General features: G+C 66.6%; 17 protein-coding genes and 1 pseudogene. 9 read left to right on the top strand and 9 right to left on the bottom strand.

What is annotated here, in order from left to right; all coding sequences use genetic code 11:
- Positions 1-103: 103 nt before the first annotated feature.
- Positions 104-559 carry a CopD family protein gene (locus tag ACZK3W_RS07250; RefSeq protein ID WP_049399558.1) on the bottom strand — a complete coding sequence of 152 codons (456 nt, stop codon included), beginning with the start codon at positions 557-559 and terminating at the stop codon, positions 104-106.
- Positions 560-706: 147 nt separating this feature from the next.
- Here ACZK3W_RS07250 and ACZK3W_RS07245 point away from each other — a divergent pair, with 147 nt between their 5' ends.
- A complete protein-coding gene (locus tag ACZK3W_RS07245; protein WP_293791161.1) occupies positions 707-1297 on the top strand; it encodes a class I SAM-dependent DNA methyltransferase in 591 nt (196 codons plus the stop codon).
- 93 nt (positions 1298-1390) lie between these two features.
- Positions 1391-2698 carry a polyhydroxyalkanoate depolymerase gene (locus ACZK3W_RS07240; protein WP_049461547.1) on the top strand — a complete coding sequence of 436 codons (1308 nt, stop codon included), beginning with the start codon at positions 1391-1393 and terminating at the stop codon, positions 2696-2698.
- Positions 2699-2897: 199 nt separating this feature from the next.
- On the opposite strand, the gene ACZK3W_RS07235 is transcribed toward ACZK3W_RS07240, so the two are convergent.
- Positions 2898-3887 carry a sensor domain-containing protein gene (locus ACZK3W_RS07235; RefSeq protein WP_478450611.1) on the bottom strand — a complete coding sequence of 330 codons (990 nt, stop codon included), beginning with the start codon at positions 3885-3887 and terminating at the stop codon, positions 2898-2900.
- Positions 3884-4249, bottom strand: a complete 366-nt coding sequence (locus tag ACZK3W_RS07230) for a PadR family transcriptional regulator (RefSeq protein ID WP_032128337.1) — start codon at positions 4247-4249, stop codon at positions 3884-3886. The genes ACZK3W_RS07235 and ACZK3W_RS07230 overlap by 4 nt, the downstream gene beginning before the upstream one ends.
- A gap of 136 nt (positions 4250-4385) precedes the next feature.
- Between ACZK3W_RS07230 and ACZK3W_RS07225 the strand changes: the two genes are divergently transcribed.
- Both ACZK3W_RS07225 and ACZK3W_RS07220 read left to right on the top strand, forming a co-directional pair.
- The gene (locus ACZK3W_RS07225) at positions 4386-5288 is read left to right on the top strand and encodes a peptidylprolyl isomerase (protein ID WP_478450610.1); all 903 of its coding nucleotides are present in this window, start codon (positions 4386-4388) and stop codon (positions 5286-5288) included.
- Positions 5289-5573: 285 nt separating this feature from the next.
- On the top strand, positions 5574-5864 hold the full coding sequence (locus ACZK3W_RS07220) for a hypothetical protein (RefSeq protein WP_153856883.1): 291 nt from the start codon (positions 5574-5576) through the stop codon (positions 5862-5864).
- On the opposite strand, the pseudogene ACZK3W_RS07215 reads toward ACZK3W_RS07220, so the two are convergent.
- Positions 5852-6723 (bottom strand): annotated as a pseudogene (locus tag ACZK3W_RS07215) (DMT family transporter). The gene ACZK3W_RS07220 and the pseudogene ACZK3W_RS07215 overlap by 13 nt on opposite strands.
- 115 nt (positions 6724-6838) lie before the next feature.
- On the opposite strand from ACZK3W_RS07215, the gene ACZK3W_RS07210 reads away from it, so the two are divergent.
- The gene (locus tag ACZK3W_RS07210; protein ID WP_125893819.1) at positions 6839-7783 is read left to right on the top strand and encodes a LysR substrate-binding domain-containing protein; all 945 of its coding nucleotides are present in this window, start codon (positions 6839-6841) and stop codon (positions 7781-7783) included.
- Positions 7784-7851: 68 nt separating this feature from the next.
- Positions 7852-8145 carry a hypothetical protein gene (locus tag ACZK3W_RS07205; RefSeq protein ID WP_005415831.1) on the top strand — a complete coding sequence of 98 codons (294 nt, stop codon included), beginning with the start codon at positions 7852-7854 and terminating at the stop codon, positions 8143-8145.
- A gap of 31 nt (positions 8146-8176) precedes the next feature.
- On the opposite strand, the gene ACZK3W_RS07200 is transcribed toward ACZK3W_RS07205, so the two are convergent.
- The gene (locus ACZK3W_RS07200; RefSeq protein ID WP_293791430.1) at positions 8177-8956 is read right to left on the bottom strand and encodes a DUF4349 domain-containing protein; all 780 of its coding nucleotides are present in this window, start codon (positions 8954-8956) and stop codon (positions 8177-8179) included.
- 32 nt (positions 8957-8988) lie between these two features.
- Complete coding sequence (locus tag ACZK3W_RS07195) at positions 8989-9345, bottom strand: GFA family protein (RefSeq protein ID WP_046983156.1); 357 nt, start codon at positions 9343-9345, stop codon at positions 8989-8991.
- Positions 9346-9458: 113 nt separating this feature from the next.
- Here ACZK3W_RS07195 and ACZK3W_RS07190 point away from each other — a divergent pair, with 113 nt between their 5' ends.
- Positions 9459-11267, top strand: a complete 1809-nt coding sequence (locus ACZK3W_RS07190) for a DUF885 domain-containing protein (RefSeq protein ID WP_180838106.1) — start codon at positions 9459-9461, stop codon at positions 11265-11267.
- Between the two features lie 142 nt (positions 11268-11409).
- Here ACZK3W_RS07190 and agp read toward each other — a convergent pair whose 3' ends face one another.
- The 3 genes from agp to ACZK3W_RS07175 form a co-directional block, all read right to left on the bottom strand.
- Positions 11410-12639, bottom strand: coding sequence for a bifunctional glucose-1-phosphatase/inositol phosphatase (agp, locus tag ACZK3W_RS07185; RefSeq protein ID WP_125893815.1), 1230 nt, complete (start codon positions 12637-12639; stop codon positions 11410-11412).
- Between the two features lie 44 nt (positions 12640-12683).
- Positions 12684-14516, bottom strand: coding sequence for a multidrug efflux ABC transporter SmrA (smrA, locus tag ACZK3W_RS07180; RefSeq protein ID WP_180838104.1), 1833 nt, complete (start codon positions 14514-14516; stop codon positions 12684-12686).
- 199 nt (positions 14517-14715) lie between these two features.
- Positions 14716-16275: a serine hydrolase gene (locus ACZK3W_RS07175; protein WP_180838103.1), complete on the bottom strand. Its 1560-nt coding sequence runs from the start codon at positions 16273-16275 to the stop codon at positions 14716-14718.
- Positions 16276-16385: 110 nt separating this feature from the next.
- On the opposite strand from ACZK3W_RS07175, the gene ACZK3W_RS07170 reads away from it, so the two are divergent.
- Complete coding sequence (locus ACZK3W_RS07170) at positions 16386-16829, top strand: VOC family protein (protein WP_012510493.1); 444 nt, start codon at positions 16386-16388, stop codon at positions 16827-16829.
- The gene (locus ACZK3W_RS07165) at positions 16829-17641 is read left to right on the top strand and encodes a DUF72 domain-containing protein (protein ID WP_125893806.1); all 813 of its coding nucleotides are present in this window, start codon (positions 16829-16831) and stop codon (positions 17639-17641) included. The genes ACZK3W_RS07170 and ACZK3W_RS07165 overlap by 1 nt, the downstream gene beginning before the upstream one ends.
- The last annotated feature ends 23 nt before the right edge of the window (positions 17642-17664 follow it).

Below are 17664 nucleotides of genomic sequence, written 5' to 3'. Positions count from 1 at the left end.
TGATTGCAGAAACGAAAGAGCCGGGCAATCGCCCGGCTCTTTCGTTTGCGCCCTGGCGGCATCCACGCATGGCGTGGATCTACCGGGTGCAGATGACCCCGCGTCAGAATGGCTTGGCCAGCACCAGCCACACGATCGGGATGAAGGCCAGCAGCGGGATCTCGTTGATCCAGCGCAGCGCGCGCGACGACGGCAGCGCCCTGCCCTTGGCCACGCCCTTGAGCAGGCGCCCGATCCAGATGAAATACGCCAGCAGCAGCACCACCAGCCCCAGCTTGGCATGCAGCCAACCGGCGCCGCCCGAGGCAACCATCGTCGGGAAATCCGGAATGACCTTGTAACCCAGCCACAGCACCAGACCCAGCAGGAATGCCAGACCGAACATCGAGTGGCCGAAGCGGTACAGGCGCAGGCCCATCAGCTGCAGGCGCTCGGTCACCGCCGGCTGGCCAGCGGTCTCGGCCAGGTTCACCAGGATGCGCGGCAGATAGAACACCGTCGCCATCCACGCCACCACGAACACGATGTGGAAGGTCTTGACCCAGTAGTAGCTCTGCATGCGCTCGCTCCGGCGGCTGGCGTAGGTTGGCGGCCATTCTCGCATGCCGTGGCCGGGCCACCCCACGCCCCAGCGCCGCGACACATCGACGCATGGCACGCCGCAACGCCGTACGATAAGCGCCGTTTTCACCACTGCGACCGCCCCATGGACAAGACCTACGACGCCGCCTACTTCCAACGCTGGTACCGCAGCGCCGACATCGGTGGCAGCGCCCGCCTGGCACGCAAGGTGGCATTGGCTGTGGCCAGCGCCGAGTACTACCTGGAGCGACCGATCCGCAGCGTGCTGGATATCGGCTGCGGCGAAGGCGCCTGGCGCGCGCCGCTGCTGAAGCTGCGTCCGAAGGTCGAATACCTCGGCTTCGACAGCAGCGAGTACGCTGTGCGCCGCTACGGCCGCACCCGCAACCTGCACCTGGCCCGCTTCGGTGATTTCGCCTGGCTGCGGCCCTGCGCCCCGGTCGACCTGCTGATCTGCTCGGACGTGATGCACTACGTGCCCGACCGTGAGCTGCGTGCCGGACTGGCCGGCGTGGCGGAGCTGACAGGCGGCGTGGCCTTCCTGGAGACCTTCGCCGCCGAGGACGCGTTCGAGGGCGACCACGAGGGTTTCCAGGCCCGCCCGGCGCGCTGGTACCGGCGGACGCTGGCCCGGCACGGTCTGCAGCCGGTAGGGTCGCATTGCTGGCTCGGCCCCGCCCCGGCAGGCGATGCGGCCGCGCTGGAACGGATGTGAATCCGGATTCATTATTTTCAGCCAACTTAACCTGCGGGACACCCGGATGGGATATGCTGCGCGGCAACATATGACCATACATATTCGGTCGTCATGCTCTATCAACTGCACGAACTGACCCGCAACCTGCTCGCCCCCTGGGTGCACCAGGCCCAGGCCAACGCCAGGTTCTTCGCCAACCAGGGCCACTGGTGGTCGCAGATGCCCGGCGCTGATCGCCTGGCGGCGGTCAATGAACTCTTCCATCGCATCGGCAAGGATTACGAGAAGCCCGAGTGGGGCATCAACGAAATCGACGTCGATGGCGAGCGCGTGCCGATCGTCGTGCACGAGGAAGTGAGCAAGCCGTTCTGCAAGCTGCTGCGCTTCAAGCGCCACAGCAATGAAGCCGACCAGCTGCACACCATGCTCAACCAGCCGTTCGTGCTGGTGGTGGCGCCGCTGTCCGGCCACCACGCCACGCTGCTGCGCGACACCGTGCGCACGCTGCTGCGCGACCACCGCGTGTATGTGACCGACTGGGTCGACGCGCGCATGGTGCCGGCCAGCGAAGGCGAGTTCGGCCTGGACGACTACATCGCCTACATCCAGGAGTTCATCCGCCACCTCGGCGTGGAGCGCCTGCACGTGGTCAGCGTGTGCCAGCCGACCGTACCGGTGCTGGCGGCGGTTTCGCTGATGGCCAGCCGTGGCGAGCCGACGCCGCGCACGCTGGTGATGATGGGTGGCCCGATCGACGCGCGCTGCAGCCCGACTGCAGTGAACAACCTGGCCACGCAGAACCCGCTGTCGTGGTTCGAGAACAACGTCATCCACACCGTGCCGGCCAGCTATCCCGGCGCCGGCCGCCGCGTGTACCCGGGCTTCCTGCAGCACGCCGGGTTCCTGTCGATGAACCCGAGCCGCCACTTCAGCTCGCACTGGGATTTCTACACCGACCTGGTCAAGGGCGACCTGGAAGACGCCGACGCGCACCGTCGTTTCTACGACGAGTACAACGCGGTGCTGGACATGCCGGCCAAGTACTACCTGGATACCATCCGCGTGGTGTTCCAGGACTTCCTGCTGCCGCGTGGCGAGTGGGTGGTCAACGGTGAGAAGGTCGATCCGTCGGCGATCCGCGACACCGCGCTGCTGAGCATCGAGGGTGAGCTGGACGACATCGCCGGCCTCGGCCAGACCGAAGCCGCGCAGGCGCTGTGCACCGGCATCGACGCTGGCCGCCGTGAGCATTTCATCGTCGAAGGTGCCGGCCACTACGGCATCTTCAGCGGCCGTCGCTGGCGCGAAGTCGTGTACCCGAAGGTGCGCGACTTCTTCGCCGCGCATGCCGAAGCACCGGCGGCGAAGGTCACGAAGAAGAAGAGCAACGTCACCCCGTTGCGGCGAAAGGCGGGGTAACTCGCCCAGGGTGGGTGCCGACCTTGGTCGGTACGCCCTGATAGATGCCAACCTTGGTTGGCGCTCTACCCTGAATCCCGGTATCTGAAGGATTGTGCCGACCAAGGTTGGCACCTACCAAAGCGAATTCCGCCAAGCGCCCCTGCACTGATGGATCGTGCCAACCAAGGTTGGCACCTACCGGAGCGTCCGCACCCGCTTACAGCCGCACGAGCAGGTTCTTGGCGATCAGCCCATGCAGCTTGCCGATGCCGCGTGCCAGATGCATCGTCAGCAGCAGCAGCAGCGCCCCCGCCGCGGCAACCGCGATTGCCACCAGCGGCGAGGCCGCCATCGGCAGTACGTTCACGTCGTTGATGTACACGCCGGGGATGTCGCCACTGAAGATCGCCGCGACCGGCGCCCAGATCAGGCTCAGCGACAGCGACAGCAGCGTCACCGCGATGGTGAAGTAGATGACGCCCAGCGGCAGCATCAGCACGAAGTACAGCAGCGTCAGCCAGGTGCGGCCATCGGTGAACATGTCGCCGATGCGCTGCAGCCAGGTGCGGCTGCGGTCGGTGTAACGCGGACGACGTGGCATGCGCTCGCCCAGCAGCGCTTCCACCAGCCGCCCTTCCAGCAGCGCCAGCCCGCGCACCGAACCGAAGAACAGCACGGTCAGCGGGATGCCGATGATCAGGATCAGCAGGCCCAGCGACAGCGACAGGCCGGTCACCACCCAGGTGAAGAAGAAGATGCCGGTGGCCAGTGACAGCAGCATGTAGAACAGCGCACCGTAAGTGTGCGGATCGGCCACCACGCCGAAGAAGCGGGCCAGCAGCGAGCGCTGTACCGGCGCTGGTGGCGGCGCGGCCGGCTCGACACCACTGGCTTCCGCCGCCGCACGCAGCACCGGTGCGGTATCCGCACGCGGTGTACGCAGCGCGCGATTCACCGTCACTTCGGTCTCGCGGTAGATTTCGGCTACCTCGTCCGGCGCACCGTAGCTGCCGGCAACGTCGGCGATCACCTCGGCCTCGCTGCGGCCGGGCTGCGCCGCCAGCTCCGAGCGCAGGTATTCCTCGGCGTCGTACAGCGCGTCCTGCACCATCGCCGGGTCGGCGCCTTCCAATGACGCGCGCAGCTGCGCCAGGTACTGCGGGATGGTCGTGGGCAGGGCTCGGCCTGCCAGGCTCGGGTCGTTCATTGCGGTACCCCCTCCAACACGGAATCGACGGAATCGCGTGTGGCCTGCCAGGCTTGGCGCCATTGCGCCAGCACCTCGCGGCCACGTTCATTGATGCGGTAGTAGCGCCGCGGCGGCCCGCTGCTGGACGGCTCCACATGGCTTTCCAGCAGGCCGGCGCCCTCCAGATTGCGCAGCACCGGGTACAGCGCGCTCTGCTTGCCGCTCAGCACGCCCTCGCCCACCCGCTCCAGCTCCTTGGCGATCAGGTAGCCGTACAGCGGCTCCCCAGCCCGGGCCAGCACCGCCAGCAGGGCCAGCGACACCGTTCCAGCGCTGAGTTCCTTCTGGAACTTCTTCAGCTGGACATCGTCCTCGGACATGACCGGCCCTCCACTACGTTGAAGTCCACAGTAGTGTGAAGTTCGGTATAGCGAATGTGTCGTTAGTCACTCTGCCGGTTGGCGTGGCCGGGCCGCTCACGCAGAATCGAAGCCTCGTTCATGTTCCGGGGATCCCATGCCGCACCGTCGTCGCCTTGCCCTGACCGCCCTCGCCCTGTCCTGCCTGCTGCCCGTCATGGCCAGCGCGGCCACGCCCTACCGCAGCCCGCAGCAGATCCTCGATGCCTCGGCGGCCAGCGACTGGCGCACGCCGGACCCGGCCAACCTGCTGTACATGGACCTGCCGGCCGGGCGGGTGATCATCGAGCTGGCGCCGCAGTTCGCTCCGCGCCATGTCGCCAACATCCAGACCTTCGCCCGCGAGCACTTCTGGGACGGCACCAGCATCTACCGCTCGCAGGACAACTTCGTGGTGCAGTTCGGCGATGCCGACGCCGATGATGCGGCCAAGGCCAAGCCGTTCGGTAGCGCCGAACGCAAGCTGCCGGCCGAATTCGAACGCGCCAGCGCCGGCCTGAAGGTCAGCGTGCTGCCGGATCGCGATGGCTGGGCCGCGCAGACCGGTTTCGTCGACGGCTTCCCGGTCGGCCAGGACCCGCAGGCCGGCAAGGCCTGGCTGGCGCATTGCTACGGCATGCTCGGCGCTGGCCGCAGCAACGAGGAAGACAGCAGCATCGGTGCCGAACTGTACGTGGTGACCGGCCAGTCGCCGCGCCAGCTGGACCGCAACATCACCCTGGTCGGCCGCGTGCTGAAGGGCATGGAGCTGCTCAGCGCGACCCCGCGCGGCCCGGCGCCGATGGGCTTCTACACCGACCCGAAGCTGCGTACGCCGATCGTGTCGATCCGCCGTGCCAGCGATGTGCCGGTGGCCGAGCGCACGCCGATCCAGGTACTGCGTACCGACTCGAAGACCTTCGCCGATACGGTGGAAGCGCGGCGGAATCGCGTGGATGATTTCTACAAGCGCCCGGCGGGGCATATCGATCTTTGCAATGTTCCGGTGCCGGTGAAGTAACGCCGTCGCGGGTTCTGCGCGTGGCGCGTGCTGAAGGTGCTTCATCGTTCATGGGCGTCACTTTTCTTTTCGCGCGAAAAGAAAAGTAACCAAAAGAAACGCGCCGCCAGGTCGCGAGCCGCCGTGCTTCGCACGCCGGTCCCCTGCGCTTCTCGGTGAATCAGGGGGCGGTGCCGAACTCGCTGCGCTCAGACATCGGCACCTCTTCGCCCCTGATTCCCCTGCGATGCTCGGCTCGCTCAAGGCGGACTGGAAGGTCAAGATCAACCGCAAAAGCATCCACGCATGGCGTGGATCTACTGGGTGCAGCTGTGGCCTTTGATCTGGGTCCGCCTTGAGCGAGCCGAGCACCGCAGGTCCGGCGAGGGCGAAGAGGCGCGGGTGTCTGAGCGCAGCGAGTTCCCGCGCCGTCCCTCGACGGGCCGAGGAGCGCAGGGCACCGATGCGCAGCATCGGCTCGTGACCGGCGGAACGTTTCTTTTGGTTACTTTTCTTTGCGTACAAAGAAAAGTAACGCCCATGAACAATGAAGCGCCTTCAGCACGCGCCACGTGCAAAACACCTCAACCCTTCTGACTCACCGCCACGCTACCCAGAATCAACGCACCGGCAATCAGCATCTGCAGCGTCACCGGCTCGCCCAGGAACAACCACGCGAAGGCCGCACCAAACAGCGGAATCAGGTAGGTCACCGTGGATGCACGCGACGGGCCGATACGGCCGATCAAACGATAGAACATCAGGAACGCCAGCCCGGTGCAGGCCACGCCAAGCGCGATCGCTGCGCCCCAGGCCTTGGCCGGAATCGCCGCCTGCGGCCAATGGCTGACCGCCATCGGCAGCATCCACAGCGAAGCGCAGGACAGCGTTGCTGCCGCAGCGGCCGCCGACGGCAGCCCGGTCATGTGTCGCTTCACCAGGTTCACGCCCAGGCCGTACAGCAGCGAGGCCGCCGCACCGGCCAGCACCGCGGTGCCGATGCTCAGGCCAGAGACCTTGGCGGTGGCCAGCACCACCACGCCGGCGAAGCCGACCAGCAGCGCACCGGCACGGCGCATGCCGATCTTTTCACCGAAGAACAGGAAAGCGATCAGCGCGGCGAACAGCACGGTCATCGCATTGCAGATCGCACCGATCGCGGCCGGTGCCTGTTCGGCGGCATAGGCGAACAGCACGAACGGCAGCGCCGAGTTGATCAGGCCGATCGGTGCCAGCCACAGCCAGCGCCGCGGCGGAACTGCGCGCGGGCGCGCCACAGGAACGGCAGCAGCACCAGCGCGCCCAGCACCAGCCGCACCTCGACCAGCGCGAACGGGCCGAACGACGGCACCGCCACCCGCATGAACAGGAACGAGCAGCCCCAGATGGCGCCCAGCAGGGTCAATTCCAGCGGCGTGCGCCAGTCGCGCTCGGCCGCCTGTGGGACCGCATTCATGCCCTGCCTCCGTCCATCGTCTGTTCCTCGCCAAGGCAGACAGGATCGGGCGCAGACGCCCGCCGTACAAGCGCGTAGTATCGCTGCCAGCCACAAATATGGTTTGAGGCTGGACATGCAGCTACGCCCTTCCCTGCTCCCCGCACTGGCCGTGTTCGCGGTTGCAGCGCGCCACCAGAACTTCGCCCAGGCCGCCCAGGAGCTGCACCTGACCGCCAGCGCGGTCAGCCACCATGTGCGCCGGCTGGAGGAGGTGCTGGAAACCCGGCTGTTCCTGCGCCACGCCCGCGGCGTGCGCCTGACTGCCGAGGGCCGGCAGCTGGCCGACGCCGCCAGCGCCGCCTTCTCCGATGTCGCGGCCGTCGCCCATCATCTGCAGCCGGATGCCGACAGCGTGCCGCTGCGGATCACCACGCTGCGCTCGCTGTCCTACTGCTGGCTGTTGCCACGGCTGCCACGCTTCACCCAGGCCCATCCGCACATCCGCATCGAACTGCACACGGGCAGCGGTCTGGACCGCTACGACGACAACGGTCCGGAGGTCGGCATACGCTATGGCCTGGGCCAGTGGCCAGGCCTGCGTGCACAGCACCTGATGGATGACTACCTGTTCCCGGTGGCCTCGCCGGCGCTGGCCGGGGTCGAAACGCTGGTCGATCCGGCGCGCATCGCCGACCTGCCGCTGCTGACCGATCTGTCGCCGCAGGGCTGGCGTGACTGGTTCCGCCATGCCGGCGTGCGCCCACCCTCGCCACTGCCGCCGATGCACACCTTCGCCGACAGTACCGATGCGATGCGTGCCGCGGTGTACGGCATGGGCACGGTGCTGGCACGTACCCATATCGCGCAGCCCTACCTGCAGCGCTACGAGGTGGTACGCCTGCCTGGCCCGGCGCTGAAGGCGCGCTACGCGTATCACGTGGTGCATGCCGAAGGGCAACCGCCGAGCCACGCCGCGCGCCTGTTCATCGACTGGTTGCTGGAGCAGGCGCAGGACGAACGCACGCCGATTCCCGCGTTGCCGGAAAGCCTGCTCGGGCGCCCGGCCACGCACGGCTGACTGCGCCCTCACCCGTTCTTTGCTTCACGCTGGCTAGGCTGCAGGCAACCCCACACCGTATCGACGCCATGGCCATGCTGCGACTGCGCATCACCGGAACCGAAGACGACGCCCGTGCCATCAGCGACCTGCTGCTCGGCCTGGACGGCATCGAACATGTCGAGGAAACCGACGACCTGATGCCGCACATGGACGACGACGATTCCAGTTCTGCCGGGCTGTCCGATGACATCGGCCCGGGCATCCACGAACTGGAGGTGGAAGTCGGCAACGAAAGCACCGCGCAGAAGGTGCGCGATGCGGTGCAGGAACTGGCGCTGGAGCTGGATGTGTTCGTCGAGTACGAGACCGACGAGGGCTGATGCCGGCTGGCTGCCGGCATCAACCTTGTCCTCAAAGGGTGGGCGGCAGCGTGCGACGGCGGCGACGCCACCACGCCCGCACCCCCCAGGCCGCGATCAACGCCAGCACCGCTACCGGCAGCAACGCGGCCGCGGCGCGGATCAGGAACGCAATACTGGTGCTGAGGATGCTGCCCGATTCGCTCAGCGCCTCACCGATCTCGCTGCGGCTGCGCTGGCCCGAGGTGGTGTCGAAGTGCATCGTCACCAGCTGGGTATCGATGCGCCGGCGCTGCTGGGCGGCATCCTTGTTGGCCTGCTCGACGCCCGCTTCGATCTCCGACAGGCGCGTGGTGATCGCCATCAGGTCTTCGATCTTCAGGTCCTTGCGGTCCTGGTAGGACAGCAGCCGCGCATGTTCCTTCTCCAGCCGCGCCTTGGTCAGTGCGGTGTCTGCTACCTCCTGCGCCAGGTCCTCGGCGCGCGTATTGCGCGACTGCAGCGTGCCCCCCTCACCGGCCAGAGCGATCAACGGCTCGGTGCCCTTCGGCGCAATGCGCACCTTGACCTCGCCGCTGGGCTGCTCGCCACTGCGCTGGTCGACCTGCAGCACCGCGCAGTCACCGAACTTCGCGCTCTGGCAGGCCTGCGCCACCTGCTGGATGCGCGGTGCAATCTGCGCCGCTTCCAGCTGGATCTGCACGTCATGCTCGTAGGCCAGGAACGCACCTTCCGGCGAAGCGACAGCAGCATCGGCAGCGGCCGCACCCGCCTCCTGCGCCCTCTCGCCGTTCTTGGCACAGGCCGCCAGCGCCAGCAGCAGCACCGGCATTGCCACCACACGCGTCCACGCGCGCAGCGGCGTCACAGTGCCGCTCCGTCGTAGGACATCACCGCCAGCGTGGCCAGGTCTACCTGCGGTACGCAGCGCACGTTCACCGCCACCATCGGCGTACCGGTGCGCGGGTCCACCGCTTCGCTGTAGGGGGCAACGCCGCACTCGCGGCAGTGGTGATGATCGATGTGGGCTTTGTTGAAGTGGTAGGTGGCCACGTCCGCGGGATTGGTGCTCAGCTGGAACGCCTCGCGCGGGGCAAACCACAGCAGGCTGCCGCGGCGACGGCACATCGAGCAGTTGCAGTCGATGACGTCGCTGATCGGCGCCTCGGCCTGTACGGTGAATGCGATCCTGCCGCAATGGCAGCTTCCCTGGTATTCCATGTCCTGCGCTCCGCTGGAGGGTCCTTGTCAGTGCCCATGGTAATCCTATGGCACGGGGACAAAGCAGCCCCGGAGGCCTATGCTCGGGAATTGACCCCAGTACAGGAACGCCGATGCGCCCGCATCTTCTTGCCCTCGCCCTGGTCGCCGCCCTTGCCGGTTGCCAGCCGGCCGACGCCCCGACCAACGGTTCCACCCCGGCCGCCAGCCAGCAGGCCGGTGACGCGGCGGTTGATGCCGCCTTCGCCGACCTGTCCAAGCGCGCCCTGGACACCTGGATGCAGCTCTCGCCGGTCAGCGCCACCCAGATCGGTGACCACCGCTACGACAGCGAGATCGACGACCTGAGCGCCGCCGGCCAGCAGAAGACCCTGGCCGCCTACAAGGCGCTGCTGGGCGAGCTGGACAAGATCGAGGTGGCCAAGCTCGGCCGCGAAAACCAGGTGGACGCGGCGATCCTGCGCAACCAGCTGCAGTCCGAGATCTGGAATGCCGAGGTCATGCAGTCCGGCAAGTGGGACCCGCAGCTGTACAACGGCGTGGCCGGCAGCGCGATCTACGGCCTGATGGCCCGTGAGTTCGCACCGCTGCCCGAGCGCCTGAAGTCGGCCACCGCGCGCATGGAGAAGCTGCCGGCGATCTTCGCCCAGGCCCGCGAGAACCTGGATCCGGCCCGCGTGCCGAAGATCCATGCCGAGACGGTGGCCAAGCAGAACAAGGGCATCCTCAGCATCGTCGATACCTTCATCACCCCGCACATCGGCGAACTGCCGCAGGCCGACCAGCAGCGCCTGCAGGCCGCCATCGATGGCCTGAAGAAGGCGGTGGACGAACAGCAGACCTGGCTGGACAAGACCCTGGTGCCGAACGCCAAGGGCGACTTCCGCATCGGTGCGGAAAAGTACGACCAGAAGCTGAAATTCGCGCTGAACTCGTCGCTGTCGCGCCAGGAGATCGGTGAGCGAGCACGCGCCGAACTCAAGCGCGTGCGCGAAGACATGTACGGCATCGCGCAGACCGTGCTGAAGGACAAGCCGGGCGCACCGGAGATGCCGTCACAGCCGACCGACGAGCAGCAGCAGAAGGCGATCGAGGCCGCGCTGGAGCTGGCCTATGCCGACAAGCCGGCGCGCGACAAGGTGGTCGACGATGCCAAGGCCGCACTGGAGCAGTCCACCGCATTCGTGCGCGAGCACGATCTGATGACCCTGCCCGACGCGCCGGTGGACATCATCCTGATGCCGGAATTCCAGCGTGGCGTGGCCGTGGCCTACTGCGATTCGCCGGGCCCGCTGGACAAGAACCTGAAGACCTTCTACGCCGTGTCGCCGATTCCGGACGACTGGAACGACAAGCAGGTCGACTCGTTCCTGCGTGAGTACAACTCGCGCATGATCCACCTGCTGAGCATCCACGAAGGTACTCCGGGCCATTACCTGGAAGGCTGGCATTCGGCCAAGTTCCCCTCCACCCTGCGTGCGGTGCTGCGTTCTGGCCTGTTCGCCGAAGGCTGGGCGGTCTACACCGAGCGGATGATGCAGGAGCAGGGTTACCTCAACAACGACCCGCTGTTCCACCTGGTGCAGCTGAAGTTCTACCTGCGCACGATCTCCAACGCGATCCTCGACCAGGGCGTACACGTGGACAACTGGGATCGCGAGAAGGCGATGCACCTGATGACCCACGACGCCTTCCAGCAGGAGAGCGAAGCCTCGGGCAAGTGGGTGCGCGCGCAGCTGACCTCGGCACAGCTGCCGACCTACTTCGTCGGTGCGCAGGAACACTTCGACACCCGCAAGGCGATGCAGGACAAGCTGGGCGACAAGTTCAACCTCAAGGCCTATCACGACCAGATGCTGTCCTACGGCGCGCCGCCGGTGCGTTTCGCACGCCAGCTGATGCTGGACCAGCCGATCGAGTGATCGCGCAGGTGTGAGTTGGAAACGGAACGGCCCGGGGAAACCCGGGCCGTTTTCTGTTCGGCGTCCCGGGATGGACCCATCCACGCATGGCGTGGATCTACTACCCGCCTGCCAGTAGATCCACGCCATGCGTGGATGGCATTCAATTCACCGCGCGATGCAGCACGCGCTCGAACTGCACGTCACTGCATCCATTCTGCCCACACCCGGGAAGCGCGAGCTCCACCCGACCGGGTGGCTGTACATCGCTCAACGGCAGCGCATCTCGCAGTTGCGCGGTGGTCGGGTAGACGTAGGCCAGGCGGAAACGCACTTCGCCGGCCCCACGATCACGCCAGCGTTCAAACTGCAGCAGGCCGCCGATCGGTGTCTTCTCATACTGGCCCGGCAACGTGTAGTCCGTGATTCCCAGCGCCGCCAGCACGGAACCGATGTTGGAATCGTGGCCGACCAGCAGGCTCACCTTCGGTGACGCCGGATCTTCGAACAGCCCGTTTATTCTTGCCAAAAGCGGCGCAGCCACGTCACGCGCCACCTCGGGTGTTCCGAACAGGATGTCCTGGTAGCGGTTGCGGACCTGCGCCAGCGCCTGCCATTGGTCCTCCGTGTTCAATCGGCCCCAGCCTTCGCCGGGAATGCCACTTCCCTGGTAGTGCTCCATCAACAAGGCATCGACCAACCCGCTTGCCAGGGCCAGCGAACCGGAAGTACGCGGTTCTTTGCCCGGCTCTGCGCTGAAAATGGAATCGGCCGGCGTCAGGTGGCATTCGCTGCGGCCTGCGCATGCAGCCGACTGCGGGTAGCGGGTGATCGCCTCCACCGCCGCCAGCGCCGGTGCCAGATCCGATGCGGCCTGCGCCTGTTGCATCGCCGACAGCGCACGCTCGCGGAAGAGCGTGTCTCTGTTGTGGATCACCGGATTGAACAATGGATCCATCGTGCCCAGCGGCATGCGCTGTTCCACCGTCACGTGGCAGCCCGGGAAGGCACCTGCAACGAAGAACTGTGCGGTCGCCTGGGTGCGCTGCAGGCTGTTGGCGTGCGCGTGGAAGTCGCTCGGCTGCGGACAGCCCGTTGCCGGCATCAACTTTGCCTGCCGCAGCCATTGGCCGATGTAGCGGCCCATGTAGACCTCCAGCACGCCGCCCTTGGTGGTCAGCTCGCCGGCGCCTACGTCCCAGCTCGGCCAGCGCTCCGGAGTCGCATTGGCCAACGCACCCGATGCCACCACCGGTGCGCGCAGGTTGTGGCGGCTGAGAAGGATGACCTGCTCGAGGGCTTCGCCTTCCACTGATGGCGATGCAGCGGCTGCGGCAGTGGCGACCAGTGCCAGCACCAGCGCCAGCAGCAGGGGGCGTAGAGAACGAATCATGCGGGCCTCCGACCCCAGGGAATGCATCCACGCATGGCGTGGGTCTACTGGTCTGCAGCCACAAAACCACCGGTCTGCCGCGCCCACAAGCGCGCGTACAGGCCACCGGCCGTAATGAGCTCGGCATGGGTGCCGGTCTCGACAATGCGGCCCTGGTCCATCACCACCAGCCGGTCCATGCGTGCGATGGTCGACAGCCGGTGCGCGATCGCGATCACCGTCTTGCCGCCCATCAGCTGGTCCAGGCTGTCCTGGATCGCCGCTTCCACTTCCGAGTCCAGTGCCGAGGTCGCCTCATCCAGCACCAGGATCGGTGCGTCCTTCAGCAGCACGCGGGCGATGGCGATGCGCTGGCGCTGACCACCGGACAGCTTCACGCCGCGCTCGCCCACGTGCGCGTCGTAGCCACGCCGGCCCTGCCCGTCCACCAGCGTATCGATGAAGGCTGCGGCGCGCGCCTTGGCCACGGCGGCATGCAGCTGCTCGTCAGTGGCATCGGGGCGGCCATACAGCAGGTTGTCGCGGATCGAGCGATGCAGCAGCGAGGTGTCCTGGGTGACCACGCCGATCTGCTGGCGCAGGCTCTCCTGGGTGACATGGGCGATGTCCTGATCGTCGATCAGGATGCGGCCGCTTTCCAGGTCGTACAGGCGCAGCAGCACGTTGACCAGGGTCGACTTGCCGGCACCGGAAGGACCGACCAGGCCGATCTTCTCGCCCGGCTTCACCACCAGATCGAGGCCGGCAATCACACCGCCCTTCTTGCCGTAGTGGAAGTGGATGTCCTGGAAGTGCACGCCACCACGGGTCACCTGCAACGGCACTGCATCCTCGCGGTCCTGCACGGTCAGCGGCTGGGCGATGGTAGTGATGCCATCCTGCACCGTACCGATGTCCTCGAAGATGCCGTTGATGGTCCACATGATCCAGCCGGACATGTTGTGGATGCGGATCACCAGGCCGGTCGCCAGCGTGATCGCGCCAACAGTGATGTGGCCACCGTTCCACAGCCACAGCGCGAGCCCACAGGTACCGGCAATCAGGAAACCGTTGACGATGGCGATGGTCAGGTCCATGCCGGTGGTGATGCGGGTCTGCGCACGGTGCTTGACCGCCAGTTCCTGGATCGACTCGGCCACATAGGCCTGCTCGCGTCCGCCATGGGCGAACAGCTTCAACGTGGGAATGTTGGTGTAGCCATCAACGATGCGGCCCATCGCCTTGGAACGCGCTTCGGAGGCGATCCATGCGCGTTCCTTCGCGCGCGGAACGAAGTAGGCCAGGATCACTGCATAGGCCAGCAGCCACAGGATCAACGGCACCATCAGGCGCCAGTCGGCCTGCGCGAACAGGTACAGCGCGGTGCCGGTGTAGACCACGATGTACCAGAGCGAGTCGACCATCTGCACTGCCGATTCGCGCAGCGAGGTACCGGTCTGCATCACCCGGTTGGCCACGCTGCCGGCGAAGTCGTTCTGGAAGAAGTTCAGGCTCTGCCGCACCACGTAGTTGTGCATCAGCCAGCGCGAGCGGTTGCTCAGGCCAGGCACGATGGCCTGGTTGACCAGCAGGTTGTGCAGGCCGACCAGGATCGGCCGCGCGATGACCGTGATGAACAGCATCCAGCCCAGCTCATTGGCATGGCGCTTGAAGAAATCGCCCCCCGGCTGCTCGGCGACCATGTCGACGATGCGGCCCAGGTAATCGAACATTGCCACTTCCACCAGCGCCAGCAGCAGGCCGGCGATCAGGGTGGCCAGCAGCACCGGCCACACCGGGCGCAGGTAGTGCAGGTAGAACGGCACCACCTTGCGCGGCGGCATGCGCCCGTCCACGGGCGGGAACACCGGAATCAGGGATTCAAACCAACGGAACATCGCATTCCCTCGCCATCAATAGCCGGCGGAGTATCCCACGCCGCGTGTGTACGCCAGCCGATGATCGCCGCGGTTCCGGTAGTGCCGGACGCTGGCCGGCCCCCTCGCGACGCTTCCGGGGATCATCAGGTTGCAGGCCAGCGGCCGGCACTACCGATGGGATTCGTCAAACGGCAGCGCCGGGCCACGCCCGGCGACGTCATTTCACCGGGGCGAACAGCAGGTCCTGGAAATCGAAGCTGAAATCGGTCAGGTCGGAGATCGACTGCATGCGCACCTCGCGCACCTTGCCGTCCGGATCCAGGCTGAAGTTCACGAACGCGTCGGCGTTGAGCGAACGGTCGTCCCAGCGCACGATGAAGGTGTCGTGCTGCCAGTGCTCCAGCCGACCGCTCAGCTGTGCAGTCTTCATGAAGCGCAGGCGCAGGCCCTTGCCCTGGGCGCTGATCTGCATGTCGCCATACCAGCGGTCGCGGAACGTGCCGGTGTAGCCGGCCAGTGCCAGCGATGGCTTGCTGCCCTTGTCGCGCGCGTTCTGGTGCTTGGCCCAGGCCTCGTCAGCCTTGTCCTGGCCCTTGGCCACGGCCTTGGCATAGGCATCCACCCAGTCGTGCTTCTCGCCGCCCAGATAGGCATCAAGCACGCTCAGGGTGATCGCGTTGAACGCCGCGCCCACTTCCTGGTTGGTCAGCACCACCACGCCCAGCTTCTCGCCCGGCACCAGGGTCAGCCGCGAAACCATGCCCGGCCAGCCACCGGTGTGCCAGACCAGCTTCCGGCCACGGTAGTCGCTCAGGCTCCAGCCTTCGCCGTAGCCGGCAAAGTTGGCCCGCGCCGGCGCCAGCTCCGGCACGCTCGGCGCCGGAATCGACTGCGGCGTGATCATCCGCCACATCTGCTGCTGGCTCTTGTCGCTGAACAGCGCGGTGCCATCGGCCAGCTTGCCTTCGTCCAGCTGCACCTGCATCCAGCGCGCCATGTCGTGCGCACTGGAATAGATGCCACCGGCGCCGGCATTGTTCGACCAGGTCAGCGGTGCAACGGTACGCAGGTCCTTGAAATCGTACTTGGCGTGGCCGACCGCGGCCTTGTCGCCCGGCTTCAGGTGATCGGCGTTGTAGCGTGTGCCGGCCATGCCCACCTTGTCGAAGATGCGGGTCTGCAGGAACTGCTGGTAGCTCATGCCGGAGACATGCTCGATCACCTGCTGGGCAACCGCGTACAGGATGTTGTCGTACGCATAGCTCTCGCGGAAACCGCCCTTCAGCGGCACCTTGCCCAGCCGCTCCACCACTTCGGCATTGCTGTAGGAGGTGGTCGGCCAGAACAGCAGGTCACCTGCGCCCAGGCTCAGCCCGCTGCGATGCGACAGCAGGTCGCGGATCGTCATCTGCCCGGTCACGAACGGATCGGACATGCGGAACGACGGCAGGTGGTCGATCACCTTGTCGTCCATCTTCAGTTTGCCGTCCTCGGCCAGCAGGTTCAGCGAGGTGGCGGTGAACGCCTTGGTGTTGGAAGCAATGGCGAACAGCGTATCGGCCTGCACCGGTTCCGGCTTGCCCTGCTCGCGCACGCCCCAGCCGCGTTCCAGCACCACCTGGCCATCCTTGACCACGGCCACGGCAATGCCGGGCACGTCGAACTGTGCGCGCACGCGCTCGACGGTGGCATCCAGGTCCTGCAGCTGCGCCGGGGTGGCAGCATTCGCCATGGTCGTGCACGCCAGCAGCACGGCTCCTCCAATCCAGGTTTTCATCCAGCACGATCTCCGAACAGGGGTGGCGGCCATGTGCAGGCCGTCACCAGGGTTTCGCGCGATGGTAACGGCCCCGGGTGCAGCCTGCCCTGTGCCATAGGAGGGGTGTCATGGGCGAGAACGGACAACCGAGCAACGGGTCGACCATCATTCCGTGCCTGCGCTACCGCGACGCGCAGGCCGCCATCGAGTGGTTGCAACGCGCCTTCGGTTTTCACGTCCAGGCGGTGTATGCCGACGGCGATACGGTGTTCCATGCGCAGCTGACATACGGCAACGGCATGATCATGCTCGGCTCGAGCAGCAGTAGCGGCGAATGGTCCAAGCTGGCGGTGATGCCGGACGAGGTCGGCGGCCGCCAGACGCAGAGCGCCTGCGTGATCGTCACCGATGCCGATGCGCACTATGCGCGGGCCAAGGCTGCCGGTGCCCGCATCGTCATCGACATTGCCGACCAGGACTACGGTGGCCGTGGCTACGCCTGTGCCGACCCGGAAGGTTACATGTGGTGGTTCGGCAGCTACGATCCGTGGCGCGCGGACCACGGCCAGTGATGGCCGCAACGACGCAGGCCGCGATCCGCTGCGGTATCGGTGGCTGGGTGTTTCCCGAATGGCGCGGTGGCATGTTCTATCCGCCGGGCCTGCCGCAACGCGAGGAACTGGCCCATGCCAGCCGCGCGCTGCGCTGCATCGAGATCAACGGCACCTTCTACCGCACGCCCACTGCCGCCCAGTGCGCGCAATGGGCGGCGCAGACGCCGGACGGCTTCCGTTTTTCGATGAAGGCGCCACGCTACCTGGTGCAGCGCCGCGACCTGTCCAGCACTGTGGAGGCTGCAACGCCGTTCCTGCAGGCGGCGCTCGCGCTGGGTGACCGGCTCGGCCCCTTGCTGTGGCAGTTCGACCCACGCCATCCGGCCGATGCCGAAGCGCTGGACGCACTGATGGCACAGCTGCCGAAGCAGTTGGACGGCGTGCCGCTGCAGCATGCGCTGGAGGTCCGCAACGCCGAGGCACATGGCCCGGCACTGGTCGCCGCCGCGCGCCGCCATGGCGTGGCGCTGGTGATCGAGGACAGCGACGAGGCGCCACTACACGGCGATGTCAGTGCCGGCTTCGTCTACGCCAGGATCAAGCGCAGCCAGGCCCGCTTGAACGAGGGCCTGCCGGCACCCGTGCAGCAGCGCTGGGCGGAGCGCGCAGGACGCTGGTCACGCGGCGAGCCGGTAGCCGACCTGCCCTGCCTCGCCGGGCAGGCACCGTCAGAGCCGCGCGAGGTCTACCTGCTGTGCATCGGCGCCGCCAAAGCGCGCAATCCTGCGGCGGCGATGGCGCTACAGCGGCACGTGGACGGCGGCGCATAGCACGACCGATGCGCGACGGGCGC

The organism is Stenotrophomonas sp. 80084_Sma, assembly GCF_056481995.1.
The sequence above is the reverse complement of the archived record's forward strand: the minus strand, read 5'-3'. Positions and strand labels throughout refer to the sequence as shown.